This window comes from Pseudomonas sp. T8 (genome assembly GCF_024610635.1).
Classification (GTDB): Bacteria; Pseudomonadota; Gammaproteobacteria; order Pseudomonadales; family Pseudomonadaceae; genus Aquipseudomonas; species Aquipseudomonas chlororaphis_I.
The window spans coordinates 314,319-339,153 of the sequence record NZ_CP102374.1 but is presented as its reverse complement, the minus strand read 5'-3'; the positions used below and the strand labels follow the sequence as shown (position 1 = coordinate 339,153).

The 24,835-nt window shown below is 62.5% G+C and carries 21 protein-coding genes; 4 read left to right on the top strand and 17 right to left on the bottom strand.

The window, feature by feature from the left end:
- Nucleotides 1-129: 129 nt before the first annotated feature.
- The gene (locus NRG23_RS01500) at nt 130-1,044 is read left to right on the top strand and encodes a LysR family transcriptional regulator (protein WP_038632710.1); all 915 of its coding nucleotides are present in this window, start codon (nt 130-132) and stop codon (nt 1,042-1,044) included.
- Between the two features lie 380 nt (nt 1,045-1,424).
- Nucleotides 1,425-2,885, top strand: coding sequence for a TMCO4 family protein (locus NRG23_RS01495; protein ID WP_257373546.1), 1,461 nt, complete (start codon nt 1,425-1,427; stop codon nt 2,883-2,885).
- Nucleotides 2,886-2,932: 47 nt separating this feature from the next.
- On the opposite strand, the gene NRG23_RS01490 is transcribed toward NRG23_RS01495, so the two are convergent.
- The 6 genes from NRG23_RS01490 to NRG23_RS01465 form a co-directional block, all read right to left on the bottom strand.
- Nucleotides 2,933-4,678 (bottom strand): LeoA/HP0731 family dynamin-like GTPase, encoded by a 1,746-nt coding sequence (locus NRG23_RS01490; protein ID WP_257373545.1) that lies wholly within the window; start codon nt 4,676-4,678, stop codon nt 2,933-2,935.
- On the bottom strand, nt 4,665-6,296 hold the full coding sequence (locus NRG23_RS01485; RefSeq protein WP_257373544.1) for a GTPase: 1,632 nt from the start codon (nt 6,294-6,296) through the stop codon (nt 4,665-4,667). Before NRG23_RS01485 ends, NRG23_RS01490 begins: the two co-directional genes overlap by 14 nt.
- A 57-nt stretch (nt 6,297-6,353) precedes the next feature.
- The gene (locus NRG23_RS01480) at nt 6,354-7,229 is read right to left on the bottom strand and encodes a hypothetical protein (RefSeq protein WP_257373543.1); all 876 of its coding nucleotides are present in this window, start codon (nt 7,227-7,229) and stop codon (nt 6,354-6,356) included.
- Nucleotides 7,230-7,539: 310 nt separating this feature from the next.
- Nucleotides 7,540-8,880 carry an MFS transporter gene (locus tag NRG23_RS01475; protein ID WP_038578760.1) on the bottom strand — a complete coding sequence of 447 codons (1,341 nt, stop codon included), beginning with the start codon at nt 8,878-8,880 and terminating at the stop codon, nt 7,540-7,542.
- A gap of 43 nt (nt 8,881-8,923) precedes the next feature.
- Nucleotides 8,924-10,465 carry a class I adenylate-forming enzyme family protein gene (locus NRG23_RS01470; RefSeq protein WP_028682600.1) on the bottom strand — a complete coding sequence of 514 codons (1,542 nt, stop codon included), beginning with the start codon at nt 10,463-10,465 and terminating at the stop codon, nt 8,924-8,926.
- A 2-nt stretch (nt 10,466-10,467) separates the two neighbouring features.
- Complete coding sequence (locus NRG23_RS01465; protein ID WP_096374436.1) at nt 10,468-11,646, bottom strand: acetyl-CoA acetyltransferase; 1,179 nt, start codon at nt 11,644-11,646, stop codon at nt 10,468-10,470.
- A 150-nt stretch (nt 11,647-11,796) separates the two neighbouring features.
- Between NRG23_RS01465 and NRG23_RS01460 the strand changes: the two genes are divergently transcribed.
- Entirely contained in the window at nt 11,797-12,369 is a 573-nt protein-coding gene (locus tag NRG23_RS01460; RefSeq protein ID WP_038632737.1) for a LuxR C-terminal-related transcriptional regulator, read from the top strand.
- Here NRG23_RS01460 and NRG23_RS01455 read toward each other — a convergent pair.
- The 3 genes from NRG23_RS01455 to NRG23_RS01445 form a co-directional block, all read right to left on the bottom strand.
- Nucleotides 12,362-12,514, bottom strand: coding sequence for a hypothetical protein (locus NRG23_RS01455; RefSeq protein WP_257373542.1), 153 nt, complete (start codon nt 12,512-12,514; stop codon nt 12,362-12,364). The two genes, NRG23_RS01460 and NRG23_RS01455, sit on opposite strands and share 8 nt — an antisense overlap.
- Before the next feature lie 91 nt (nt 12,515-12,605).
- Entirely contained in the window at nt 12,606-13,664 is a 1,059-nt protein-coding gene (locus tag NRG23_RS01450; protein WP_257373541.1) for a chitinase, read from the bottom strand.
- 37 nt (nt 13,665-13,701) lie between these two features.
- Nucleotides 13,702-14,337, bottom strand: coding sequence for a lytic polysaccharide monooxygenase auxiliary activity family 9 protein (locus NRG23_RS01445; protein ID WP_124313660.1), 636 nt, complete (start codon nt 14,335-14,337; stop codon nt 13,702-13,704).
- A 352-nt stretch (nt 14,338-14,689) separates the two neighbouring features.
- Here NRG23_RS01445 and NRG23_RS01440 point away from each other — a divergent pair, with 352 nt between their 5' ends.
- Entirely contained in the window at nt 14,690-15,601 is a 912-nt protein-coding gene (locus NRG23_RS01440; RefSeq protein WP_028682595.1) for a LysR substrate-binding domain-containing protein, read from the top strand.
- Nucleotides 15,602-15,660: 59 nt separating this feature from the next.
- On the opposite strand, the gene NRG23_RS01435 is transcribed toward NRG23_RS01440, so the two are convergent.
- The 8 genes from NRG23_RS01435 to NRG23_RS01400 are packed head-to-tail and all read right to left on the bottom strand — an operon-like array spanning nt 15,661 to nt 24,716.
- Entirely contained in the window at nt 15,661-16,701 is a 1,041-nt protein-coding gene (locus NRG23_RS01435) for an ABC transporter substrate-binding protein (RefSeq protein WP_038632741.1), read from the bottom strand.
- Between the two features lie 54 nt (nt 16,702-16,755).
- Nucleotides 16,756-18,138, bottom strand: coding sequence for an aspartate aminotransferase family protein (locus NRG23_RS01430; protein ID WP_110175976.1), 1,383 nt, complete (start codon nt 18,136-18,138; stop codon nt 16,756-16,758).
- The gene (locus NRG23_RS01425; protein ID WP_257373540.1) at nt 18,135-19,571 is read right to left on the bottom strand and encodes an APC family permease; all 1,437 of its coding nucleotides are present in this window, start codon (nt 19,569-19,571) and stop codon (nt 18,135-18,137) included. Before NRG23_RS01425 ends, NRG23_RS01430 begins: the two co-directional genes overlap by 4 nt.
- Before the next feature lie 57 nt (nt 19,572-19,628).
- Complete coding sequence (locus tag NRG23_RS01420) at nt 19,629-21,152, bottom strand: aldehyde dehydrogenase (protein ID WP_373922241.1); 1,524 nt, start codon at nt 21,150-21,152, stop codon at nt 19,629-19,631.
- Nucleotides 21,149-22,312, bottom strand: a complete 1,164-nt coding sequence (gene argE, locus NRG23_RS01415) for an acetylornithine deacetylase (RefSeq protein ID WP_103330653.1) — start codon at nt 22,310-22,312, stop codon at nt 21,149-21,151. Before argE ends, NRG23_RS01420 begins: the two co-directional genes overlap by 4 nt.
- Nucleotides 22,305-22,979: a DUF1028 domain-containing protein gene (locus NRG23_RS01410; protein ID WP_103330652.1), complete on the bottom strand. Its 675-nt coding sequence runs from the start codon at nt 22,977-22,979 to the stop codon at nt 22,305-22,307. Before NRG23_RS01410 ends, argE begins: the two co-directional genes overlap by 8 nt.
- Nucleotides 22,980-22,989: 10 nt before the next feature.
- Nucleotides 22,990-23,400, bottom strand: coding sequence for a RidA family protein (locus NRG23_RS01405; protein WP_007924833.1), 411 nt, complete (start codon nt 23,398-23,400; stop codon nt 22,990-22,992).
- Entirely contained in the window at nt 23,400-24,716 is a 1,317-nt protein-coding gene (locus NRG23_RS01400) for an NAD(P)/FAD-dependent oxidoreductase (RefSeq protein ID WP_257373538.1), read from the bottom strand. The genes NRG23_RS01405 and NRG23_RS01400 overlap by 1 nt, the downstream gene beginning before the upstream one ends.
- Between the last annotated feature and the right edge of the window lie 119 nt (nt 24,717-24,835).

Here is a 24,835-nt window from a genome sequence, read left to right as displayed (position 1 = left end):
CGCAGGCTTCCTTACAGGAAAAAACAATTAGCCGGTGCAGAGTAGCAGCCTTTCCCCGTAAGATTCATGCCGGCCATTGTTCTCATATGGCCGCTCTCGTCAAGTTTGCTGACTCTGCCAGGACTCAAGATGAATCGTAATGACCTGCGTCGTGTCGACCTGAACCTGTTGATCGTGTTCGAAACATTAATGCATGAACGCAGTGTGACCCGGGCGGCGGAGAAACTCTTCCTCGGCCAGCCGGCCATCAGTGCGGCGCTGTCGCGCCTGCGCAGCCTGTTCGACGACCCGCTGTTCGTGCGCACCGGGCGCAGCATGGAGCCGTCAGCCCGGGCGGTGGAAATCTTCGCCCTGCTCTCGCCCGCCCTCGACTCGATCTCCACCGCGGTCAGCCGCGCCGCCGAATTCGACCCGGCGACCAGTACCGCGGTGTTCCGCATCGGCCTGTCCGACGACGTCGAATTCGCCCTGCTGCCGATGCTGCTCAAGCGCCTGCGCGCCGAAGCGCCGGGGATCGTGCTGGTGGTGCGCCGCGCCAACTACCTGCTGATGCCGGCCCTGCTGGCCTCCGGCGAAATATCCATTGGTGTCAGCTACACCCAGGACCTGCCGGCCAACGCCAAGCGCAAGGTGCTGCGTCGCAGCCTGCCCAAGCTGCTGCGGGCCGACAGCATGCCCGGCGCCCTGAGCCTCGACGACTTCTGCGCCCGCCCCCACGCCCTGGTGTCATTCGCCGGCGACCTCAGTGGCTTTATCGATGAAGAGCTGGAAAAACTCGGGCGCAAGCGTCACGTGGTGCTCGCGGTGCCGCAGTTCAACGGCCTGAGCACCCTGCTCAGCGGCACCGACATAGTCGCCACCGTGCCGGACTACACCGCCGACGCCCTGACCGCCGCCGGCGGCGTGCGCGCCGAAGACCTGCCCCTGCCGGCGCGCACCTTCGACCTGCACATGGCCTGGCGCGGCTCCCAGGACAACGACCCGGGCGAACGCTGGTTGCGCTCGCGGATCCAGATGTTTTTTGGCGACCCTGAGAGTCTTTGAAAAGCCGGTTAGATGTTTACAGGGAGTTTGGTTTGAACGTTTGTAAATGTGGATACGCGTTGAATCCTCTGACCTGAGCGGCTGTCGTCTTGGGCATGACCTTGGGTACCTTGCTCCTGCTTTGTACGGTGACGGGATTCGAGTTTTCGCGGCCGACCAGGAGTACGGCGCTCATTTGGAAGCCTTCGAAACGGTCAGCGACAATCCTCAGGCCAAGCTGCCGGCCGTGCAAAACAGCAAACTCAGGGACTAGAGCCATGATGAGTTGCACCACTTCCTAGGATACGGTCGTCAGCTTGCTTCCTGTCTGTGCATCCGTTTACAGACAAATGGCCAACTGCCATCATCTGCTCCCCTACAGCTTCAAACAAGGACGTTGCGTGAACCACCAGTTCAAATTCCTGACCCTCCCCCACCGTTCTGGAGAGGTCGCGAACGTCTTCATCCACGGCTACTCGGCCGGCCACGACATGGAAGACCGATGCGCACTGCGCAAATGCATCCCATCATCCCTGCATAACTGCATCAACATCTTCGCATTCTGGCCGTCGGGGCATTGGAGCCAGCTCAGTGATTTGTCCAGCAAAAGTATCCTTGCACTCGGCCGGCTTAATTTTTTGGCCGGCGCGGGCGCCGCGGTGGCTGACCGAGCGATTCACTTCAACACAAGCCGCAACCGTGCCACAGCCATGGGTAAGACGCTGCTCTCACAACTTGAGAACTACCTCCTCAAATGTCATCCCTACGTGGTGAAGGTCAATCTGGTCGGACACTCGCTCGGCGGACGGGTAGTCGTGAGCGCCCTGCTCGATTTAGTAGACAAGCCTGCTGACGAGAGTCTGGAAATCGGCGATGTATTACTGATGGCCGCCGCAAGCAAACTGTCGGGGGAAGATGCTCTAGCCATCGGCAAGCGCATCAAAGGCAAGCTCTACAATGCCCGCTCGAACGATGACAACATCCTGTTGTTCAATTTCGGGGAAAGTAGTGCTGGTCGCCAGCGGGTTGAAAACTGCAAGGACGTGCCGATGCACAAATTCGGGCATACGGACTATTGGCCGCGTCTGGAGCAGGTACTGCGGGAATCAGGCTTCCATGGTTACAAAAGCGGCCTACCCACCTCAAGCCAGCCCCAGCCAATCATCAAGAATCCAGACCCCGTAGTCGCCGACCACCTGCTCTACGATCTGCTCGAACTGACCAGCGACCGAATCCGTGGACAAGTCGCCAAGCACTTGCGCAGCAGCAGTTGGACGACCCTTGAAACCGACCATTCGCTGTATCTGCTAACCAAGGAATTCCAACTATTGGGAGGCCACTGCCTAGTCAACCTGGCGCGTGGCCGTGGTCTCAAGTACGTACAGATCCTGCTGATGCTGGCCGAACACTACGATCTGGTGAACGAGTTGCACGATTGTGCGCAGGTGATCGAAATGGAGGCGCTGCTGATCAGCAAGTGCTTCCGCTCTTCTTTCGGTGAGGGTCATGTTCTTGCTTCAAAGCAGGACATTGTTAAGCATATGGATGCCATGTCCGAGAAGGGCTACTTCGAGCAGGTCAATGCGTTGGCCGCGAGCCTTACCGTGACTTCTTACTTCTTGACCCCTGAGGCGCCTGTACCCAAGTATCAGAAGATAACCCCAGCCGTAACGAACAAGAAGTTAGCACTGGCATCTACATCGATATTGCCAGCGCTCACTGAGCTGATTTCGACCGAACGCATCAAGGTTGCGGTAACCAATCTGAAAAGTGCAGTAAAACCGGGCTATTCCGCCTTGATTCCGGCGGTCGCGATTCTCTTCTACGCACGCTTGAAGCTGAATAACGAAGGGCTGTTCTAACGCCCCGAGAAAGCCTGGCCAGCTTACGGCTGGCCAGGCTCGGCGAATCAAACCACTCGGTATTCGCCTTCGATTACCCCTTGCGATCCAAATGCCTGGCTCAAGTGGGTCTCCAGCTCTGCCAGCTGTGTTTGGCGGTTGCTCAGGTTGGCGAGGTTTACTTCCTGCTCGACCAGGATCTTCTCAAACACCTTGATCTGCGGCGCGAAGATATCCATCACTTTGTCGTGATCCTGAAGCAACTTCATCGGCTCGGCAAAGTGGCTTTTGACCACTTCGACCAAGTCACCCTGCAGTTGCTTGAGCTCAGCCTCGGCACGCTGCTGCTGGGCAACGCTTATGACGTCGCTCAGTACCTGAATACCCGCACCGATCGGCCCGGCCCAACGGCTGATGTTGGCGGCCAGTTTAGTCGCTTCCCATGGTTTGAACTTGTAGACGTAACCAGTGAGGTTTTTCAGAGTCTCGCGGGCCAGAAACACGCCACTCTTGATGCTTTCAACGGGGATCTTCGACACTGCGGTCAACGCTCGGCTCGAAGCCGACAGCGCCGATGCGGTGACGCTGTCGGCAAAGTCAGAGGAGCTGTCGAGTTGATGTTCGATCTTGGCGCTGATGCCACTCATGATGTTTGAGGACTGGTTGAACGCGGTGCTGAACAGATGGTCGATGCGAAAGCGCAATTTTTCGCCGATATCGTTGTTCGAGAAGCCAATCTGCGCCTCGAGGAAAGCGTGAACCTGGTCACGCGGCAAGGTACGAATGCTGTTGAGCAAATCGGTCTCGAGGTTATTCAGCTCCTCGTACAAGTTGCCGACAGTCGCTAGGACTTTTCGCTTGCCTTCGGCAATGTCTTCCTGGATGCGCGCCGAATCACGACGCTGGTTATCGGCAAGCAACTTGAACTTGATCAGCTCGTCCTGAGCCTCGGCGATCTTTTTGCCAAGCACATCGCGCACTACGTCGATGCCAGTCTTCTTGATCAGGGTTTCACGACCACTACCATCGAGTACTTGCTGGGTGATCTGCTTGAGCTCGCTGATCCGCGAACGCTGGTCATACAGGTCTTTTTGTTCGAGCCAGAATTCCAGTCCACGACTATTAGGATTGGAGGCGACGCAAACCACGTTGATCGCTTCACGCTCAGCGGCAGTGAGATCAACGAAACGCTGCAGTTTATCCAGCAGATTCTTCTTCTTGATCGCACTCTGCTGCTCGAATTCTTCGACATCGCGCAGGTCAGCCACTTCGTCCATCTTGTTGATGACGAAGATGGTCGAGCTCAGCTTGTTGAGATCGCGCAGCACCCAGCGAACGATGTCCTGATGGCTTTCCTTGAGCGGGTTGGTGGCGTCGACCACGTAGAAGATCAGGTGCGCCTCGGAAATGTAGTTCTTGGTGATATCACCGTACTGCATCAGGGCACCGTTTTCCGCCGCCTTTTCTTTGTCACCGAACAGACCGGGGGTATCGACGATCTCGCAGCGGTCCTGAAGGTTGTCTGGGCGGTAAATCGCCAGCGCGTCCGAAGACTCGTTGGTGTCGATCTTCATGTCCTTCATGACCTGGCCCAGCCAGCCTGCAACTACGCTGGTCTTGCCGTCGGAAAACGCCCCCAGCAGGGCAATGCGCAAGGCATCGGATTGCACATCGCCAATGGCCTTCTTGATCTTGTCGATGTCCTGGGAGACATCCAGCCCTAGAGCTTCAAGCGCACCCACCAGTTTCTGGAGGTTATCGAGCGACTTGATGACCTCGGTCTTGCTGGCGTTAAACTGCTTAAATTGTTCCATAGGGTTTGGCTTCCACTTGGTTTTTCAGTGCCTGAATAGAGGCGATTTTTTCATCGAACAAGGCGGTGACGTCGGCCATCTTGCGCCGCTCATCGGTCAGTTGGCTCAACACCGTGCCTTCGATTTGCTCCTTGATCTTCGTCAGCATTTCTTCGGTATCTCGGTTGAAGGTCTTGGTAACCTTTTCACGCTCGGTTTTGATCGCTTTGGCCACTTGATCCTGCGCCTCGGCAATTTTCTTGCTGCGGCCGCCGAACAGGTAGCTCAACCCAGCGGCGAGCAGGCCAATTACGCCACCCACAATCGCCCCGACGATATTGCCTATGCCTGGGAACACCGTACCGATGCCAAAGCCACTCAGGGCATAGGAGCCAATACTCAGGAGGAAACTGCCCACGTCAGAGAAGTTGAAGCTGATGGCATCCATAGCACTAGAAAGTGAAAGCGAGTTGCTGGCAGCCTCGCTCAAACGTCGTTGGAAGCTCACGCGTTCTGCGTTTTCCTGCAAGCGTTTAAGTGCCCGTTCTATGGCCTGCGACAGGTCTTCAAGCAACTGTTCTTGAATTTCCTCAAGCTTTTGCGCTAGCCGCTCTTGCCCCTCACTGACGTGTCGCTTAATCACTCGCTCCACATCGTCCTTGTCACTGAAATGCACTTCGACAGCTTCACGAGCCGCCGAGGTCAGCTCATTGAAAAAGCGATCCAGTGCGCTGCTGCGCTTGGAGCTGAAGCTGCTCTTGAGGTCTTGGAAGCTCTTTCGGATAACATCCTGGCATTCCACAATTTCCGCGCCGATCTTGTCGCAGAACACTTGGTGCTCATCCCGCTGCTTCTGCAGATCGCCCACGGTGTCTTGCAGCAGGCGCAGTACCTTGCGCTTGTTACTTTCAACGATATCGACTTCAAAGTTGGCGCAGCCATTACCTATGACCTGGTGCAGTTGGTCCAACTGACTGAAGCTGCGCATCGCCTGTTGGCTGACAAAATCTTGCTTGTAGGCACGTTGCGATTTGAGCAGATCGGTGCGGCTGGGATGAATACTGGTCAGGCCACGTTCGTCGAACGCCACACCGGTAAAGCCGAGCAACCCCTGCAGACTCTGACAACCGCTGACCAGCTCGGCGCCGAGAATATTGTCCAATACTTCGCGGGTTTGCTCGCGGGTCGCGACGGCATCTTTATGGGTGCGCTCGAGCGACTCACGGTCGCTGTCGAACTCGTAGGAGTCCGCCTTGCCGCGCAGGTTGCAAATGGCATACACCTTGGCATCACGATTGAGGTAATGCTTGATCTTCTGGGCGGTCTCAGCCTCTGGTTTCTTGTTGGTGCCGTTCACATAGAACACCAAATGGGCCTTGGCGATAGCAGCTTGAACCATCGCTTCGTACTTCGACTCGTTACCCTCAATGCCTGGGACGTCGATCAGCTGAAAGCTCTTGCCCTGGTGGCTGAACTGATAGATCACGTTGTCCTGGGTGAAGTCTGCCTGGCCGGTGCCGACGATCTCTCCGTCGACCTGGCCAGCACAGCGCTGCAGGCGCTCGAGTTGTTGCTGTTGTTTCAGAAGGGTTGGCAGCCTGTCGCTGACCAACTCGCTCAAGGAATGTTGTTCGCGCATGGGGTGGGTCCGGATTCTACGATAGGAAGGTAACTACAGGGCCATCAATGCCCGGGCTCACAGCAACTGCACATAGCCCAAGGCACCGGCGATGACACCGATCACCACTCCGCCTACCAATCCAATCACCAATTTCATCTTTGCCCGCTGCTCCAGCAAAATGCGGGTTGCCTCGCCCTGACGCTGGCATTCGCTCAATTGCGCTTGAATGGCCTGCAACTGAGCACCTTGCTCTGTCAGTTGTTGCTGACTGCGCTGGAAGTCGCTACGTACGCCTTGCAGTTGCAAGCCAACCTGCTGCAGTTCACCTTGGGTCTGAGCGAGGTCTTTCTGGCTATCAGCCAAGCGTGCCTCAGTGCCCTGCAGCGTCTGGCGAGTGCCGTCCAGATCGCTTACCGCAAGGTTCAGCCGCTCTTTGCAGTAGGTGTAATCCTGCTGTGTGTGTTCGAGCTGCTGGCGGGTGCTCTGCAGATCACGCTGGGTCTGGTTGACCAGCGCGCCGATGTCGTCGCCCAGCGCGGCAATGTCTTCACAGAAACTAACATAGCGGGTGCTGAGTTCTTCGATAAGCTCGTCGCTTTTGCTCGAGAACACCGCCTGAATATCGCTGACAGTCGCCTGATTGCGATGAATCAGGGCCTGTCGTTTCTTCTCTTCGAAGATAATACGCAGGCTCTCGATGATGGTGCTCTTGCCTGCGTTGGTTTCGCCGAAGAAGGCAATGGTGAAGTTGTCCCATTCGGCATGCTTTTCCAGGTAGGAAATCTCGCCGTCAAAGCGCGACTTCATTTCGCCGAGCTTTTCCTTGACACTGGCAAGGTGCACATTGCCCTTATCATTACTCACATCCAGTCTGGAGACATCATCCAGCGCGGTGGCAATGTCGCTAGCTACGCGAGCATAAAGCTTGGAGAAATCTTGAGCCTTATTCATATCGTTCCCTAATAGTTCTCGGCTGGATCCAATTCAGCCCGGTAAATCTCATTTTGCCACTACAGCTGTCAAGTTCACTTGCGTCGCATTGCCCCTCCCCATTGCTGTATCTACCCATTCATTCAACACCTTCTTGCGTAAAGCTCCACCACAACGAAGACAGCACTCATACCATTTACTCCGGTAACAAGGCATCACTGACCGGGGCTGAAGCTAGCGTATGCGCACACGTTGATACTGCAGGTAACGGGATCTCAGTATCCAGTCGGAGATCGTCAGGCCGCTGCTGCGAGCTTGCCGACAGGCGGGCTCAAGCTTGCGGGTTGACCAGGAGTTGCGCAGCCCCGCGGCCCTGGGGCCGGGCGTCGTGGGTACAGGCGACGAAGTCCTCCTTGCGCAGCACTACCAGGGCCAGCAGCGACGCGACCCCGGTCGCCACGTAGAAGTACCAGGGCGCGGTGATGTCGCCAGTGAGCTTGATCAGCCAGGTGGAAATCAGCGGCGCACTGCCACCGAACACCGCCACCGGGATGTTGTAGGCCACGGCGATGCCGGTGGAGCGGATGCGGGTCGGCAGCAACTCGCTCATCAGCGCATAGGTCGAGGACGCGTAGAGCCCGAACAGGATCGCCACGGCCATCAGCGGCCAGAACAGGGTCGCCGGGGTGGCGTTGGGCGCTGTCTTGAAGAACCAGTACATGGCCAGGGTCGCCAGGGTACCGATCACCATCAGGAACGGCTTGCGCCCGTAGCGATCGGTGAAGGCGCCACCGAAGGGCATGACCACCGCCGCCGAGAGGCTGGCGACGAACACATAGAGCAAGGTGGTGCCACTGTCGAACTTGAGGGTGTTGGACATGTAGGTCGAGGCGAAGGTCAGCACCAGGTAGAAGATCGAGCTGTGCAGGGTAATGATGAAGAACACCAGGGCGATCGAGCGCTTCCACTGCCAGACCTCGCGTAGCGGCGCCTTGGAGGTCTGCCCGGCCTCTACCAGGGCGAGGAACTCCGGGCTGTCTTCCAGCTTCAGGCGGATATACAGCGAGATGAAGCCCAGGGGACCGGCGAGCAGGAACGGGATCCGCCAGCCCCACTCCTGCATCAGCTCGGCGCCCAGGGCCCAGGTCATGCCATTGGCCACGGCGCCGCCCAGGAGCAGGCCGAGCACGGCGGTGACCATCAGCCAGCAGGTGGCGAAACCCCGGCGCCCGGGGCCGGCGTATTCGGAAATGAAGCTGGTGATGGTGCCGATCTCGCCACCGGCGGAGAAGCCCTGCACACAGCGGATCAGCACCAGGATCACCGGCGCAGCGATGCCGATGCTGGCGTAGGTCGGCAACAGGCCCAGCAGGCAGGTGGAGCCGGCCATCATCACCAGCACCGTGATCAGGGTCTTGCGTCGGCCGATCTTGTCGGCCAGGGGGCCGAAGAACAGGCCGCCCAAGGGCCGGATGAAGAAGCTCAGGGCAAAGGCCGCGAAGCTCGCCAGAAGGCTGCTGGTGGGATCGTCGGAGACGAAGAAGGCTTTGCCTATATACAAGGCCAGGAAGCCGTAGACGCCATAGTCGTACCACTCGATCAAGTGGCCGGAAGTGGCGCCGATGAAGGCTCGGCGCCGCTGGCGCTGGAAGTTGGAAGGTGACACATCCATGTCGGTGACTCCTGTCGTCGTGTTATCCATGAAATGCAGCGTTTCAGAGGTTGTTCAAGGGCCCCGTGGGGTCCTGCAACCACTGGCGCAATCGGGTCTTGAGAATCTTGCCATAGCTGTTTTTCGGCAGCTCGGCGCAAAATAGGTACTTCTTCGGTTTCTTGAACGAGGCCATGCGCGCCAGGAACCACTGCTCGAGCGCCTGCGCATCGAGGCTGCCGGCCGTGCGCAGGGCCACGAAGGCCACCACCGACTCGCCCCACAGGGCGTCGGCCTCCCCCACCACGCACACATCGAACACCTCGGGGTGCTGGATCAGCACTTCCTCGACTTCCCGCGGGTAGATGTTGCTGCCGCCGGAGATGATCACATCCTTGCTGCGATCGGTCAGGGTCAGGTAACCCCGCTCGTTCAGGAAACCGATGTCGCCGGTGAGCAGCCAGCCGTCCACCAGGGCCTCCCGGGTGGCTTGCGGATTGCCCCAGTAGCCCTGCATCACCACAGCCCCACGCACGGCGATCACCCCAGGTTCGCCGGGGGCCAGGGGTTGGCCGGTAGCATCCACCACCCGCACCTCGACACAGGCGTGGGCGCGCCCTACCGAGGCGGCAATGGCCGGCCAGTCGGCATGCCCGCGGTCGGCAATCGCCTCCCGCGACAGGGCGCTGATGGTCATCGGGCATTCGCCCTGGCCGTAGATCTGCACCAGGCGCGGGCCGAAGGTATCCAGGGCCTGGGCGAGGTCCGCCAGGTACATCGGGCCGCCGCCGTAGACGATGGTCTTGATGCCTTCGCCGCAATAGCCCTGCTGCCGGGCCTGCTCCACCATGCGCTTGACCATGGTCGGCGCGGCAAACAGGCTGACCTGGCCCAGCGCCTGCGCCAGCTCGAACAACTCCGCCGCCTGGAACCCTCGGGACGCCGGCACCACGTGCCGGGCGCCACAGCGCACATGGATGAAGTTGTAGAGGCCGGCGCCGTGGGACATCGGCGCGGCATAGACCACGGCGTCATCAGCGGCCACCGGATCCACGTCCAGCGGATAGCACAAGGACATGGCGATCAGATTGCCATGGGACAGCATCACACCCTTGGGGCGCCCGGTGGTGCCGGAGGTGTAGAACAGCCAGGCCAGGTCGGTGTCCTCCCGCAAGTGCGGCTCCACCAGCTCATCGCTCGGCGCCAGGCCTTGCATGGCCAACCCGGACGCGGCCAGTTCGCGGCAGCCGGCCGGCAGGGTCGCAGCGTCGAAGCTTCGGCCCTCATCGGTGTAGATCAGCCGGGCCCCGGCATTGCCGGCAATCCAGGCGGCTTCCTGGGTGTGCAGCTTGCTGTTGATCGGAACCGCCACCGCCCCGCTCCACCAGATGGCATACAACAGTTCGAGATAAGCGCAGCTGTTCTGCATCAGCAGCGCCACCCGGTCGCCAGGCACAATGCCGTGCGCGTGGCGCAGTTGCAGCGCGCGGGCCCGGGCCTGCGCGGCAAACGCCTGGTAGTCGGCGACCTGGCGGCGCCCCTCGAACAGAGCCGGCCGCCGGGGCCAGCGCTCGGCCGCATCGCGCAGCCAATGGGCGATGTTCATCCTCAGACCTTGACCGCTTGCAGGACGCTGGCGTAGTTGGCCACCGCCATGCCGCCCATGTTGAACAGCAAGCCGAACTCGGCACCGGGCACGCCCAGGCCGATGGGTTTGCCGATCAGTTGGGCAAAGCCCAGGGCATGCATCGATACCCCGGTGGCGCCCACCGGATGCCCCTTGGCCTTGAGCCCGCCGGACAGGTTCACCGGCAGGCGTCCGCCCTGGCGCACGGTGCCGTCGTCGAGGGCCCGGTGCCCCTCGCCCCTGGGCGCCAGGCCCATGGCTTCGTAGATCAGCAGTTCGGCGATGGTGAAGCAGTCGTGTACCTCGGCGAAACTCAGGTCGCCGAGGGTCACGCCAGCCTGGCGCAAGGCCCCGTGGATCGCCCGTTTCGGCCCCTCGAAGGCCAGCACGTCGCGGCGCGACAAGGGCAGGAAGTCGTTCACCTGGGTCATGGCGCGGATCGCCACCTGGCGTCGCATCGAACGGGCGCGCCGCGGCGAAGCCAGGATGATCGCTGCCGCACCGTCACTGATCAGCGAGCAGTCGGTCAGGCGCAGTGGCGGTGCGATCAGCGGGTTGCCCTGGGAAACGTTGTTGCAGTGTTCAAAGTCCATCACGCGGTGCATCTGCGCCAGGGGGTTGGCCATGGCATTGGCGTGGTTCTTCACCGCGATCATGGCCATCGAAGCCATTGGGCTGTGGTAACGATCGGCGTACTGCTGCGCCACCTGGCCAAACAGTTGGGCGAAGCTCAGGCCGGCCTCCTGGAGAGCGTTCTGGTAGCCGGCGCCGGCCAGGGCGCGGGTGACTTCGACGGTGCTGTTGCCGGTCATTTTCTCCGCGCCGACCACCAGCACCAGCTCGGCGGCGCCGCTGCGGATCGCGTGGATCCCGGCCTGGATCGCCGCCGAACCGGAGGCGCAGGCATTCTCGCAGCGAGTAGCGGGCTTGAAGCGCAGTTGCGGGTCGGCCTGGAGCATCAGCGAAGCGGGGAAACCATCCGCCACCAGACCGGAGTTGAAATGCCCGAGAAACAGCGCGTCGATTTGTCCAGCGTCGATCTCAGCGTCTGCCAGGGCCTCGCGGGTAACCTGGACGATCAGGTCTTCGAGGTTCAAGCCGTCCAGGCGCCCGAAAGGGCTATGGGCGGCAGCGACGATGGATACGGAATCGTGAGTCATGGTGATTTTCTTCTGTCCTTGAAGCGGGTATTCCATACAATGATTCAGCACCCGAATCACACGCTAGTTGGGGCAACTACGTACGGCAGTAAGTAGTACGTATCCCCCCAAAAAAAGGGACGCGCCGATAAACCCGAGGCAGGATGCCTGATGACCGTATACGCCCAGCAATTCCAGGACCTCGAGCGCCTGGCCTTCCAGGTTTCCCCCGCACCGCAGATGATCACCGGGCATCGCCGGATGCTCGACTGCAACCAGGCCTTCGTTCGCCTGTTCGGCTATGAACGCGAACAGTTGCAGGGCCACCTGACCCTGCTGTTGTACCCCTCCCAGGCCGACTACCAGAGCATCGGCGAACGCAGCGAGCACTGGCTGCGCAACGGGCCCGGTGCCTTCTACTCCGACGAGCGCTTCATGCAGCATCGCAACGGCGAGGTGTTCTGGGCCCGCGCCCACGGTTTTTCCCTGACGGCCGAGGATCCGTTCAAGCTGATGGTCTGGCATTTCGAGCGCCTGGACCGCCAGCCGGCACCGATGATCCAGTTGACCCCGCGCGAGCGGGAAATCTCGCTGCATATCGTCAATGGCCTGACCTGCAAGGAAGTGGCGCGCAAGCTGGGCATTTCCCACCGCACCGTGGAAGTCCACCGCGCCCGGCTGATGAAGAAGCTTCAGGCCAAGAACAGTGCAGAGCTGGTGTCGAAGATCATCTTCATCAGTTGAGCGCCTGCGCAAGCCTGTCGCCGGCACTGATGCGCAGCAGCTGCAATGGCCCGGTAGCCGGGTCCTCCACGCTGCCGCCCTCTGCCGGGACCTGGTGGACGGCCCCCATCTTGAAAGCCAAAAAAAATCCGATGCCGGAAGGCATCGGATTTTCATTGCTTGCCCTCATCGATCAGTCAACAGGCTTGACTGTTGGAGCACCAGGCACGTCTGCCGGATGTTTCCTTGACCGAGTACTAGCGGGCGGTCTGCGGGAGGGGCTCATCCTGCGTTGACGGGGACTGCTTGCCACCGCTGATCAACGGCCCGTAGCGCCGGCTGAATTCCTGGTTGTAGGGCACGTGGTCCTTGTTGAACCCGTTGTCCCAGTTGACCGACCAGGTCATCAGGCCCTTGATCGACAGCCCTTTGGCATGGAGGCGTTTGAACGCATTGGAAACGGCCATCGGGTTGACCACGTACCCGGTGGCAGCGGCATCGACGTTGGCGGGCAGGCCAATGACGAATTTGTCAGGCGCAATCCGGGTGAAACCGCGAGTACCACTCACCAGGCTTTCGCTCAGGTAATAGAGGAAGTCCTCTTTCATGGCCTCGTTGTTCTGGGCGATCCAGGCCCCCTTGCCGTTGTTGGCCTCCTGAACCCAGAGGCCATCGCCGCCCTGGTTGTAGAACTGCGGCGCAATGAAGTCGTAGTAGCCCTCCAGCGCCTTGAGGTAGTCGACGTATCGACCGGCAGCGGTCAGGTAGGGGAACTCCGGCGCCATGCTGATGATGAAATGCTTGCCCTCGGCAGCATAGTGATCCTTGACCAGCTTCAGCGCAGCAGGCAGGACGGTCTTGTTGCTGGCAGCGTCAATCGCGCTCTGTTCAAGATCGATGTCCAGCCCGTCAAAGCCGTAGGTTTCCACCAGACGGATGATTTCATTGGCCAGCGGCTGTTCATGGCCCGGGTTCAATGCGATATGAGCGTCAGCGCCCCCCAGGGACATCAGCACCGCCCTGCCCTGGCTGTTCAGCACGCCCACCTGGCGACGAAACTCGGCATCGGGCAGGTTGTACGGCTTGAACGTCGGAATACCGCTGCCTTTCATGAACGCCACGACCACCACGTTGTAGTCGCGGGGCACATCCTCCAGGTTCATATTGGCAAACTGCCCGCGTTGGTAGCCGTCCGAGGGGCCGGCCGGCCAGTTGTGCCAGTAGCCCATGAGGATTTTCTTGCCATCCAGGCTCGGCATCCGCGACGCGGCATCGTCCTGCGTCGTTTTCAGTTGGGTAAAGTCAATCTGTGACATGTTCTAATCCTTCAGAACGTTTGAATGATCCGCAGACTTATTTGAAGTCGACGTCGAAGGCCTGATAGAAGGCGTTGCCGGTATTGGCCACGATCCACATCAGGACAATCACGTGACGGCCCTTTTTGTTGGCCGGCAGCTTCACCTGGTGATCGACCTTGGCCTTCAATTCGCCGGCATGGCTGTAGTAAGGCACCTGCGAATAGAAGTCCTCGGCGAAAGGCTGAGCCTCCAGTTGGGCGCGGGTGATGCGCTGTTTCGGATCCCAGCCGTCCTTGGTGATCAGCCAGCGATAGCCACGGGTGGTATGCGGTGCGGTGTACTGCCAGGTCACCTTGAAGATCTGGCCGGGGTCGACGTTGAGCAGCGGCCAGGTGAAGGCGCGGTTGAGCTTCTTGCTCATTTCCTCATCGGTGAAGTTGACGCAGTCCCGGGCATCGGCCTTGCCACCGCTGAGGATGAAGCCATCGGCCGGCGGCGCGACGCTTGGGTTGTCCGAGTCGAACGGTGCAGGGAACGGACCGGCGGCCAGGGCCGGGAAGTTCTTGCCGCCTTCCATCTCATTGACCTGCCAGCCGCCCAGCAGGCCCAGGTCGATGGCGACTGCGCCACGGGAGGCTGGGGAGGTGACGCGACCATGGCGAAGCGGTGATTGGGTTTGTGGTTGGTTCATGTTTATTACTCCATTGATTTAAGAAACTCTCCCTTTCCAAAGGAGAGGTCTGCAAATTAACCGAGCTGGAATTTCTGTCCACGCGCCCATTTTTCGTTCTGCATCACGCTGGTAGAGGAATCGCCCGAAAATACTGGATATATAACCAGTACTCCAGGATTTCTCCTACCCAACTTGAAGTAAAAGTCCTACATGTCCAGGCGGCACCTGGAAGCTGTACCTCTACCCGCAAGCCTTTGCGGCACTGCGCGCCTACCCAGCGAAAATATGCCCACTGCCGAGCAAAATCCGCTGCAGTGCCAGCCCGCGGAGCGGGTATCGTGGAAGCAAAACCATCGGCCAGAGGTGCACTGTGGCGTCCTATTCCTTGCGTCAATTGAAATATTTCGTCACCACCGTCGACTGTGGCAGCGTCGCCGAGGCGTCGCGCAAGCTGTATATCGCCCAGCCGTCGATTTCCACGGCGGTCAAGGGCCTGGAAGACAGCTTCGGCGTGCAGTTGCTGATCCGTCATCACGCCCAGGGCGTGTCCCTGACGCCCGGCGGCGCGCGGTTCTACCGCAAGGCCCAGGAACTGCTGCGCATGGCCCATGAGTTCGAGCAGAACGCCCTGGCCGACAACGACGTGGTGAGCGGGCAGATCGATATCGGGTGCTTCGAGACCGTCGCCCCGCTCTACCTGCCGCGGCTGATCGCCGGTTTTCGCGAGCGCTTTCCGGGGGTGGAGATCCGCCTGCAGGACGGCGAGCAGCAGGAACTGGTGCAGGGTTTGACCGGCGGGCGCTTCGACCTGGCGATCTTCTACGAGCACGACCTGGACAGCACCATCGAGACCGAGGCGCTGATGGCGCCGCAACGGCCTTATGCCCTGGTGCCGGCCGGGCACCGTTTTGCCGGGCAGGCCCAGGTGTCACTGCGCGACCTGGTGCTGGAGCCGATGATCCTGCTGGATGTGCAGCCCAGCCGCACCTACTTCGTGAGCATCTTCGAGGAGCTGCAACTGACGCCGAATATCGTCTTCGGCTCGCCGTCGATCGAGATGGTGCGCGGCATGGTCGGCCAGGGGTTCGGCTTTGCCTTGCTGGTGACCAGGCCCCATGGCAACAGCACCTATGACGGCCAGGAAGTGGTCTGTGTGGAGATTGCCGAGGATGTCACCGGTTCGGCGCTGGTGGCCGGCTGGCTGAAACGGGCGCAGCTGACCAAGCCTGCGCAGTTGTTCGTCGATTACTGCAAGGAACAGTTCAAGGCCTGGCTGGCCTGAAATAGCCAGCTTGCGGGAGCGGATTTACCCGCTCTCGCAAGCCCGGCGATGCCGCAATTTCAGCGCGCCGCCCAGGCGTTGAAGCGCTGCTCCAGTTCCTCGCCGTGGTCCACCCAGAACTCCGCGTCCACGGCCCGCGCCCCGGCCAGGTTGGCTGCAGCGGTGGGCAGTTGCTGTTGCACCGCCGTCGGCAGCAGCCCCAGCGCGTCACGGTGCACCGGCCCGTAGGGGATCTCCTCGGAGAACACCTTCTGGGTCTGCGGCTGGCTGGCGAAGGCGATGAAGTCTTCGGCCAATGCCTTGTTCGGCGTGCCCTTGACCACCGCCCAGTACTCCGGGTCGTACAGGCTTTGCGGCCAGACGATGCTCAGCTTCATGCCTTCCTTCTGCGCCGAGGCGATCCGGCCGTTGTAGGCCGCGCTCATCACCACATCGCCGGCGATCAGCCATTGCGGCGGCTGCGCGCCCGCCTCCCACCACTGGATATTGCCCTTGATCTGGTCGAGCTTGGCGAACGCCCGGGTCACGCCCTCGGGAGTGCCCAGCACCTTATACAGCTGGTCCGGCTTGACCCCGTCGGCGAGCAAGGCGATTTCCAGGGTGTACTTGGCGCCCTTGCGCAAGCCGCGCTTGCCGGGGAAGTCGGCGACGTTCCAGAAGTCCGCCCAGGAGGTCGGCGCCTTGGCCAGCTTGTCCTGGTCGTAGGCCATGACCATCGACCAGACATAGGTGGCCACCCCGCATTCGCTCAGGGTCCCCGGCACGAACTGCGCCGGGTCGCCGAAGCGCGCCGGGTCGAGGCGTTCGAACAGGCCTTCGTCACAGCCACGCAACAGCTCCGGGCTTTCGACTTCGACCACGTCCCAACTGGTATGGCCGACATCGACCATGGCCTTGATTTTCGACAGCTCCCCGTTGTACTCGCCGGCGACCACGCGTCCTGCGCCGCTGGCGGTGAAAGGTTGGAAGTAGGCCTTGTCCTGGGCCTGCTTGGTGGCACCGCCAAAGGAGATGACGGTGAGGCTCTGCGGTGCGGCCGCAACAGCGGTGCACAACAGGGCCAGGGCAAAGGGAACACAGCAACGCAAGGATCTGGACATGTAGCGGTTCCTCTAACAGGCCGACGCGCCCGCGCGCGCCGGCCGCTTTTGGGCCTACAGACGACCGTATTCGCGGGCGGTCCTGTCTACGGCGGTACGGGTCTTGTCGACCAGTTCATCGATGTCGGCGTGGCTGGCCACCAGGGCCGGGGCCATGATCATCCGGCCCAGGGTCGAGCGGATGATCAGGCCCTCTTCGAAGCCGATGGTGCGGCAACGCCAGGCCATGTCGTTCTCGTTGGTGAAACGCTTGCGGCTGGCCTTGTCTTCGGCGAACTGCAAGGCCGCCACCAGCCCGGCGCCCTGCACCTCGCCAATCAACGGATGGTTGTCGAAGACTTCGCGCAGGCAGCGCTGCAGGTAAGGCCCGGTGTCCTGCTTGACCCGGCTGACAATGCCTTCGTCGCGCAGGGCCTTGAGGTTGGCGATGGCCACCGCCGCCGCCACCGGGTGGCCGGAATAGGTCAGGCCGTGGGCGAACACCCCGCCCTGCTCCACCAGCACCTCGGCCATGCGCCTGGAGAGGATCAGCCCGCCCATGGGGATGTAGCCGCTGGTCAGGCCCTTGGCGATCGACAGGGTGTCGGGCTCGAAACCGAAGTGCTGGTGGGCGAACCACTCGCCGGTGCGGCCGAAACCGCCGATCACTTCATCGGCGCACAGCAGCACATCGTACTGGCGGCAGATGCGCTGGATCTCCGGCCAGTAGCTTTCTGGCGGGAAGATCATGCCGCCGGCGCCCTGGAAGGGTTCGGCGACGAAGGCCGCGACATTCTCGGCGCCCAGTTCGAGGATCTTCTCTTCCAGCTGCCGCGCGGCACGCAGGCCGAACTCGACCGGGGTCAGGTCGCCTTCGTGGGCGAACCAGTACGGCTCGTCGATGTGCGCCACGTCCGGGATCACCCCGCCCATGTCGTGCATGAACTTCATCCCGCCCAGCGCCGTGGCGCCGAGGGTCGAGCCGTGGTAGCCGTTCCAGCGGCCGATCATGATCTTCTTCTGCGGCTTGCCGAGGATCTGCCAGTAGCGGCGCACGGTGCGGATCAGCACCTCGTTGGCCTCGGAGCCGGAGTTGGTGTAGATCGCGTGGCTGTAGTGCGCAGGCAGCAGGCTGAACAGCAGCTCCGACAGCTCGACCACCGCCGGATGGGTGGTGTGGAAGAACATGTTGTAGTACGGCAGTTGCTCGAGCTGCTGGCTGGCGGCTGCGGCCAGGTCCTTGCGGCCGTAGCCGAGGTTGGTGCACCACAGGCCCGACATGCCGTCCAGGTAGCGCTTGCCGTCGTTGTCCCAGAGCGCCAGGCCCTCACCCCGCACGATCACCCGCGGCCCTTCGGCGTTCAGCGCCTTCTGGTCGAGGAACGCATGAATGTGGTGCGCGGCATCCGCGGCCTGGTAGTCGCCGGTGCTGCGGACGGGTTTCACTTGAACGGTCATTGCGAGTCTCCTTGCGGTTTTTTATCGAGGCTGCCGAGCACGCTGGCCAGCGGCTCCGGCTTGAACAGTGGCTTGCCCATCACGCCCTTGATCCACAGCACGGCGATGATCGAGACGATCAGCAGCACCAGGCCTGCGTAGGCAAAAATCGAAAAGGTCATCTCCGGGCTGGGCGACACGTTGCAGATCGCAAACAGCATGCCGGCGATGCCGAACAGCTGCGGCAAGGGGTAGAACGGCGTGCGGAACGGCCGCGCCACCTGCGGGTAGCGCCGGCGCAGGGCGATGACGTTGACGTGGGTGATGATGTAGGCCAGCAGCCAGGCCAGGGCCGCCGAGAGCAGCAGCTGGTTGATCGCGTCGGCATGGTCGTGCATCAGCAGCAACGGCAGGCCGGTGACCGCGGCAATGAACAGCACCGCCACCCAGGGCGCGCCGGTGCGTTTGCCCTGGCGCTTGAACACGCCGAAGGCCTGGCCGTTGCGGGCCATGCCGAACAGCATGCGCGGGATCGCCGCCAGCGAACTGTTGAGGGTGCTGCAAGTGGCGGTGATCGCCGCGGTCACCAGGAACACCTTACCCGCCTCGCCGAACACCGTGGTGGCGAACAGGTAATGCGGCAGGCCGTTGCTGGCCAGTTCCGCCTGGGGCACGGTGAGCAAGGCGCCCAGGGCGTACAGGCTGATGATCACGAAGATGATGGTCAGGCCGAGCATCATCGAGCCCGGGATATTGCGTTCGGGGCGCCGGGTTTCTTCCACCAGCGGGCAGACGAACTCGGCGCCGACGAAACCCCAGACCGCCATCGCCGTCAGGGCGATCACCCCCAGGCCCATGGGGTTCCAGTGGGCGCTGTCGAATAGCGCCGGATTGGGCGTGACGATGTCGCTGTTCATCGCGCTCAGGCCCATCACCAGCAACACCACGGTCATCACCACCGCCAGCACCGTTTGCAGGCGGGCGAAGATGTCGATGTTGAACAGGTTGAGCACGGTGAACAGCGCCAGTACCGCCAGGGCCACGGTCAGCGGTGGCATGGAGTGCGGGTAGACCTTGTCGATGATGAATTCCATCAGCAACAGCTCGGCCGACAGGGCGAACATCGCCACCACCACGTAGCCGGAAAAGGTCGCCAGGATCGCCGGGAACTGGCCGATGGCGACTTCGGTGTAGGTGCTCAGGCTGCCGGCGCGGGGGATCATCAGCGCCAGCTCGGAGAACGAACAGGCGTAGCTCAGGGCCAGCAGGTAGGCCAGGCCCAGGGGCACGATAAAGCCCAGGCCGGCGATACCGACGCCTTGCAGCATCAGCACCATCACGCCTTGTGAAACCACCAGGCCGATGGCCACCGCCAACAGTGCGGTGAGGCCGAGTTTCTTGCGACTCGCGGGCGGCGCCAGAACGCCGGTTTGCACGCTTGCATTGCTGTTCATCGGTTGCTCCGTCTTGTTGTTCTATTTTTTGGAAGATCGGTGCTGCGCTCGGGGCCCTCAGCCCCGCAATTGAATCCAGGTGGTTTTCAGCTGGGTGTACTTGTCGAAGGAATGCAGCGACAGGTCGCGGCCAAAGCCCGACTGCTTGCCGCCGCCAAAGGGCACGCTCACGTCCAGCGCGTCGACGGTATTCACCGACACCGTCCCGGCATTCAGCCGCCGTGCCACCCGGTGCGCGCGGTTCAGATCGTCGGTCCACAGCGACGCGGCCAGGCCATAGATGTGCTCGTTGGCCAGGGCCACCGCCTGGTCTTCGTCGTCGAACAACGTGACCGCCAGCACCGGGCCGAACACTTCTTCGCGGGCCAGGGTCATGTCGGCGGTCACGCCCGTGAAGAGGGTCGGCTCGATGAAGTTGCTCGAGCCGTCGAAGCTCAGTTGCCGACCGCCGCACACCAGCTGTGCGCCCTCGGCCTGGGCCTGTTCGATGTACTGCCTGATGCGCTGCGTCTGCCGCGTATCGACGATGGCCCCGGCCCGGCTCGCCGGGTCCAGCGGATTGCCCGGCTGCCACTGGCGCGCCTTGGCCACCAGGCGCTCGATGAACCCGTCGGCGATCGAGCGCTGCACCAGCAGGCGCGAGTTGGCCGAGCAGACCTCGCCCTGGTTGAAGAAGATGCCGAATGCGGCTTTCTCGGCCGCCAGGTCCAGGTCCTGGCAATCGGCGAACACCAGGTTCGGGCTCTTGCCGCCGCACTCTAGCCAGACCTGCTTGAGGTTCGATTGCGCGGCGTACTGCATGAAGTACTTGCCCACCTCGGTGGAACCGGTGAACACCAGGGCATCCACCTCCATGTGCAGGCCGAGGGCACGACCGGCCTCCTCGCCCAGGCCCGGCACCACGTTGAGCACGCCCTTGGGAATCCCGGCTTCGATGGCCAGCTCGGCCAGGCGCAGGGCCGAGAACGGCGACTGCTCGGCCGGCTTGAGCACCACGCTGTTGCCGGCGGCCAGGGCCGGGGCCAGCTTCCAGGCGGCCATGTCCAGCGGGAAGTTCCACGGCACCACCGCGCCGATCACCCCCAGCGGCACCCGGGTGATGGTCGCCAGGACATTGCTCGCGCTCGGCGCCACCTGGTCGTAGAGCTTGTCGAGGCTTTCGCCGTACCAGGCGAACACCTGGACGGCGCCCGGTACGTCGATGTTCCAGGCATCCATCACCGGCTTGCCCATGCTCAGGGAGTCGAGCAAGGCCAGTTCGTCGCGGTGCTCCAGCATCAGCCGCGACAGGCGCAGCAGGATCGCCTTGCGCTCGCCCGGCGCCATCCTGGCCCAGGGGCCCTGCTCGAACGCACGACGGGCGCTGCGCACCGCCCGGTCGACCTCGACCTCACCGCAGGCGGCCACCTGGGCCAGGAGTTTCTCGGTGGCCGGGTTGACCACAGCGAAGCGCGCGCCGCTCTCGGCCTGGCACGCCTCGCCGTCGATAAAGGCGCTGTCGATCAGGCGTTGGCGTTGCGCCAGGGCTGTCCACTCGTTGAAATCTTTCACCGCGGATTCCTTGTTCTTATGAGTTGTCATGAAGGGTTGCAGAGGTATTCGGCCAGGCGCTCCATCAGCCGGTCGCAGGCCGCCATCTGCTCGACGCTGACGAATTCGTCCGGCTTGTGACCCTGGTCCATGCTGCCGGGGCCGCAGACCACCGCCGCAATCCCGGCCTGATGGAACAGTCCGCCTTCGGTGCCAAAGGCCACGGTGCTGAAGGCCGCGCTGCCACAGAGTTGCGCCACCAGTTGCGCGGCGGCGCTTTCAGGGGCAGTCGCCAACCCCGGATAGGCCGAGATCGCTTCGAAGCGGATCGCCGTGTCGGCCTTGATTGCCTGCATCGCCGGCAACAGCTGCTGTTCGGCATAGCCTTGCAGTTCGTCCACCACCGCCTGGGGCTCGAAGGCCGGCAAGGCACGCACCTCGAAGTCGAAGCGGCAGTCGGCCGGAACGATATTCAGCGCCGTGCCGCCCTGGATCACCCCGACCTGCACGGTGGAGAACGCCGGGTCGAAACGGCCGTCGTGATGCTCGGGGGCCGCCAGGCGCTGGCCGATCTCCCCCAGCCGGCCGATCAGCCGCGCCGCCTGCTCGATGGCGTTGACCCCGTAAGGCGCATAGGCCGAATGGCACGGCGCACCGTGCACATGGCAACGCATGGCCAGCTTGCCCTTGTGGCCGAGCACCGGCTTGAGCTCGGTGGGCTCGCCGATCAGGCACAGCGCCGGTTGAGGAATGCGCTGTGGCAACAGCTCCAGCAGGCTGCGCACACCGAGGCAGCCGACCTCCTCGTCATAGGAGAACGCCAGGTGCACCGGCCGGCGCAGCGGGCTTGCGAGAAACAGCGGCACTGCGGCCAGCACCGAGGCCAGGTAGCCTTTCATGTCGGCGGTGCCGCGCCCGTAGAGCTTGCCGTCGCGCTCGGTCAGGCTGAAGGGTTCGAACGTCCAGGGCTGGCCGTCCACCGGCACCACATCGGTGTGGCCCGAGAGCACCACGCCGCCCTCCAGCGCCGGGCCAATGCTGGCCAACAGGTTGGCCTTGGTCCGCTCGGCGTTGTAGATCAGCTCGCAGCTCACCCCCAGGTCGTGCAGGTAGTCGCGGACGAACTCGATCAGGGCCAGGTTCGAATCGCGGCTGACCGTGGCAAAGCCCACCAGCCTGGCCAACAAGGCGCGGCTGCGCAGCTCACTCATCGCCCGGCACTCCGTAGCTCGGCGCCAGGGTCGGGTTGAGGGCGCGGGTCAGGTAGTCCTGCAACTGCGGCTCGTAGGCGCTCCAGAGTTTCTGCAACTCGCCGATGGGGTTGGCCTCGGCCCAGTCCACCCGCAGGTCGACGATCGGCCAGACCAGCTCGCCGACCACCGACAGCGCCGCCGAATGCACCGCGCCCGCCTCGCCCCCGGCATCCTGCCCGGCCTGTAGTGCGCTGAGCAGCCGCGCCGCCAGGCAGCCTTCGCTGCTTTCGAAGGCCTCGACCATGCGCTCGATCACTGTGCTGTTGGCCAGCAGGTTGCCGGCCGCCACGCACTGCTCACCGGCCACCGCATTGTTAATGCCCAGTGCATGATTGCCGCTGAACACCGCCGTGCGCCCCTGGGCATCCACCACCGCCACCTGGCGGTACTGGCTGTAGCCGTTGCGGGTCAGCGCCCGGTCCAGGGCCTGCGCGGGCGCCAGACCTTCGCCCAGGCCGTCGAGCACCTGCGGGCCGAGGGCCGGCAAGGTGATGTTCTGGCTCGACACCGCGCCCACCCCGCTGCGCAGCCAGGGGCAACGGGCGCCGACGGCGATGCTCGACGAGCTGATGGCGATGCCCAGCTGGCCGGTTTCGGCGCAGCGGCCGACGATGGAGAAAGTCATGGCGAACTCCTTATTCGGGGATGACCGCGATCACGTCGATTTCCATCAGCCACTGCGGCTGGCCCAGGGCGCTGACCACCAGCCCGGTGGAGATCGGGAACACGCCCTTGAGCCACTTGCCGACCTCCTGGTAGACCGGCTCGCGGTAACGTGGGTCGATCAGGTAGGTGGTGGTCTTGACGATATGACTGAGGTCGCTGCCGGCCTCTTCCAGCAATTGCTTGACGTTGCGCATGGCCTGTTCGGCCTGGGCCCGCGGATCGCCGAGGCCGACCAGCTGGCCATTGAAGTCGGTGCCGACCTGGCCGCGCACATACACAGTGTTGCCGGCGCGCACGGCCTGGCACAGGTCGTTGTCCAGGCTCTGGTTCGGGTAGGTGTCTTTGGTGTTGAACATGCGGATGCGGGTATGCGTAGGCATCAGCGGGCTCCCATGAGGCTGGCGGATTGAACGGAGGATTCGCGCTCGGCTTGACGCTGCGCGGCGTCGCGGTAATCGAAGTAGAGGCGCTGTTTGACGATGTGCTCGGCGATGTGCCGGGCGTCGTGCCACACGCCCCAGATAAACGCCGAGCCACGGCGCGACAGCCACGGCAGGCCGACGAAATAGACCCCGGGCTCGCTGGACACGCCGCGCTGGTGGCGGGGCTTGCCGTTGTCCTTGAAGGCATCGACCTGCAGCCAGCTGTAGTCCACCGAATAACCGGTGGCCCAGATGATGGTGCCGACGCCGGCCTTGGCCAGGTCGAGCTCGAGGATCGGCTGGGTCAGGCACGGCGGATCCGGCAGCATCACCCGCGCTTCGGGCTCTTGCGGCAGGTCCAGGCCGTTACGGGCGATGTAGGCGTCGGCGGCGTCGAGCAGCGCCAGGTAGTTTTCGTCGCCGCGGGCAATGTTCTCGGCCAGGTTGGCCTCGAAGCTGACCACGCCGTTATCGAAGGCCTTGGTCAGGCCGACCAGGGTCATGCCCTGGTGGGCCAGCCGACGGAAGTCCACGGTGTGCCCGCCACGGGCGCCGCTGACGGCGATAGTCACGTGCTCCTTGCCCGGCTGCATGGTCTCGGCATCCCACTCGCCGAGCACCCCCAGCCACCAGCAGAAGTCACGGTTGCGGTAGGCCCGCGGCGGGCGGTCATGGGCCCCGACCGAAAGGTAGACCTGCTTGCCGGCGCGTTGCAGTTCATCGGCGATCTGCACCCCCGAGGAGCCCGCGCCCACCACCAGCACCGCGCCTTCGGGCAGCTGTTGCGGATTGCGGTAAGCGGCCGAATGCATCTGCAGTACGCGCTGATCTTGCGGGGCGATCGGCGGGATCACCGGGCACTGGAACGGACCGGTGGCCACCACCACCTGGCGGGCTTCGATCACACCGTCGCTGGTGTCCACGGTGAAGCCCGGGCGGTTAGCGTTACGCACCACCTTCCTGACTTCGACGCCGGTGCGGATCGGCGCATTGAACTTGCGGGCGTAGGTTTCGAAGTAGTCGGCCACCTGGTCCTTGCCGGCAAAGGCATCGGGGTCCAGGCCTTCGAATTCCAGGCCGGGAAAGCGGTCGTGCCAGGCCGGGCCGTTGGCCACCAGCGAATCCCAGCGGCCGGTGCGCCAGGCTTCGGCGATACGGTTGCGTTCCAGCACCAGGTGCGGCACGCCCAGGCGGCTCAGGTGTTCGCTCATGGCCACGCCGGCTTGGCCGGCGCCCACTACAAGCGTATCGATTGTTGTTTTATGGGTTGTCATGTCTGCGCCCTACTGAGTGATCCCACGTAGGCAGCCGTGGGAGGTGTAGGACGCATTCTGGGAGAAGGCGGGAAATGCCGAAATTATGATTTTTGTGGTTGCTAGAGAGTAAAAAACTC

Bases quoted from the DNA above. Each gene is read 5' to 3' on its own strand.
- NRG23_RS01500 (WP_038632710.1), top strand. From the start codon at position 130: ATGAATCGTAATGACCTGCGTCGTGTCGACCTGAACCTGTTGATCGTG.
- NRG23_RS01490 (WP_257373545.1), bottom strand. From the start codon at position 4,678: ATGGAACAATTTAAGCAGTTTAACGCCAGCAAGACCGAGGTCATCAAG.
- NRG23_RS01485 (WP_257373544.1), bottom strand. From the start codon at position 6,296: ATGCGCGAACAACATTCCTTGAGCGAGTTGGTCAGCGACAGGCTGCCA.
- NRG23_RS01480 (WP_257373543.1), bottom strand. From the start codon at position 7,229: ATGAATAAGGCTCAAGATTTCTCCAAGCTTTATGCTCGCGTAGCTAGC.
- NRG23_RS01475 (WP_038578760.1), bottom strand. From the start codon at position 8,880: ATGGATGTGTCACCTTCCAACTTCCAGCGCCAGCGGCGCCGAGCCTTC.
- NRG23_RS01470 (WP_028682600.1), bottom strand. From the start codon at position 10,465: ATGAACATCGCCCATTGGCTGCGCGATGCGGCCGAGCGCTGGCCCCGG.
- NRG23_RS01465 (WP_096374436.1), bottom strand. From the start codon at position 11,646: ATGACTCACGATTCCGTATCCATCGTCGCTGCCGCCCATAGCCCTTTC.
- NRG23_RS01460 (WP_038632737.1), top strand. From the start codon at position 11,797: ATGACCGTATACGCCCAGCAATTCCAGGACCTCGAGCGCCTGGCCTTC.
- NRG23_RS01455 (WP_257373542.1), bottom strand. From the start codon at position 12,514: ATGCCTTCCGGCATCGGATTTTTTTTGGCTTTCAAGATGGGGGCCGTC.
- NRG23_RS01450 (WP_257373541.1), bottom strand. From the start codon at position 13,664: ATGTCACAGATTGACTTTACCCAACTGAAAACGACGCAGGACGATGCC.
- NRG23_RS01445 (WP_124313660.1), bottom strand. From the start codon at position 14,337: ATGAACCAACCACAAACCCAATCACCGCTTCGCCATGGTCGCGTCACC.
- NRG23_RS01435 (WP_038632741.1), bottom strand. From the start codon at position 16,701: ATGTCCAGATCCTTGCGTTGCTGTGTTCCCTTTGCCCTGGCCCTGTTG.
- NRG23_RS01430 (WP_110175976.1), bottom strand. From the start codon at position 18,138: ATGACCGTTCAAGTGAAACCCGTCCGCAGCACCGGCGACTACCAGGCC.
- NRG23_RS01425 (WP_257373540.1), bottom strand. From the start codon at position 19,571: ATGAACAGCAATGCAAGCGTGCAAACCGGCGTTCTGGCGCCGCCCGCG.
- NRG23_RS01420 (WP_373922241.1), bottom strand. From the start codon at position 21,152: ATGACAACTCATAAGAACAAGGAATCCGCGGTGAAAGATTTCAACGAG.
- argE (WP_103330653.1), bottom strand. From the start codon at position 22,312: ATGAGTGAGCTGCGCAGCCGCGCCTTGTTGGCCAGGCTGGTGGGCTTT.
- NRG23_RS01410 (WP_103330652.1), bottom strand. From the start codon at position 22,979: ATGACTTTCTCCATCGTCGGCCGCTGCGCCGAAACCGGCCAGCTGGGC.
- NRG23_RS01405 (WP_007924833.1), bottom strand. From the start codon at position 23,400: ATGCCTACGCATACCCGCATCCGCATGTTCAACACCAAAGACACCTAC.
- NRG23_RS01400 (WP_257373538.1), bottom strand. From the start codon at position 24,716: ATGACAACCCATAAAACAACAATCGATACGCTTGTAGTGGGCGCCGGC.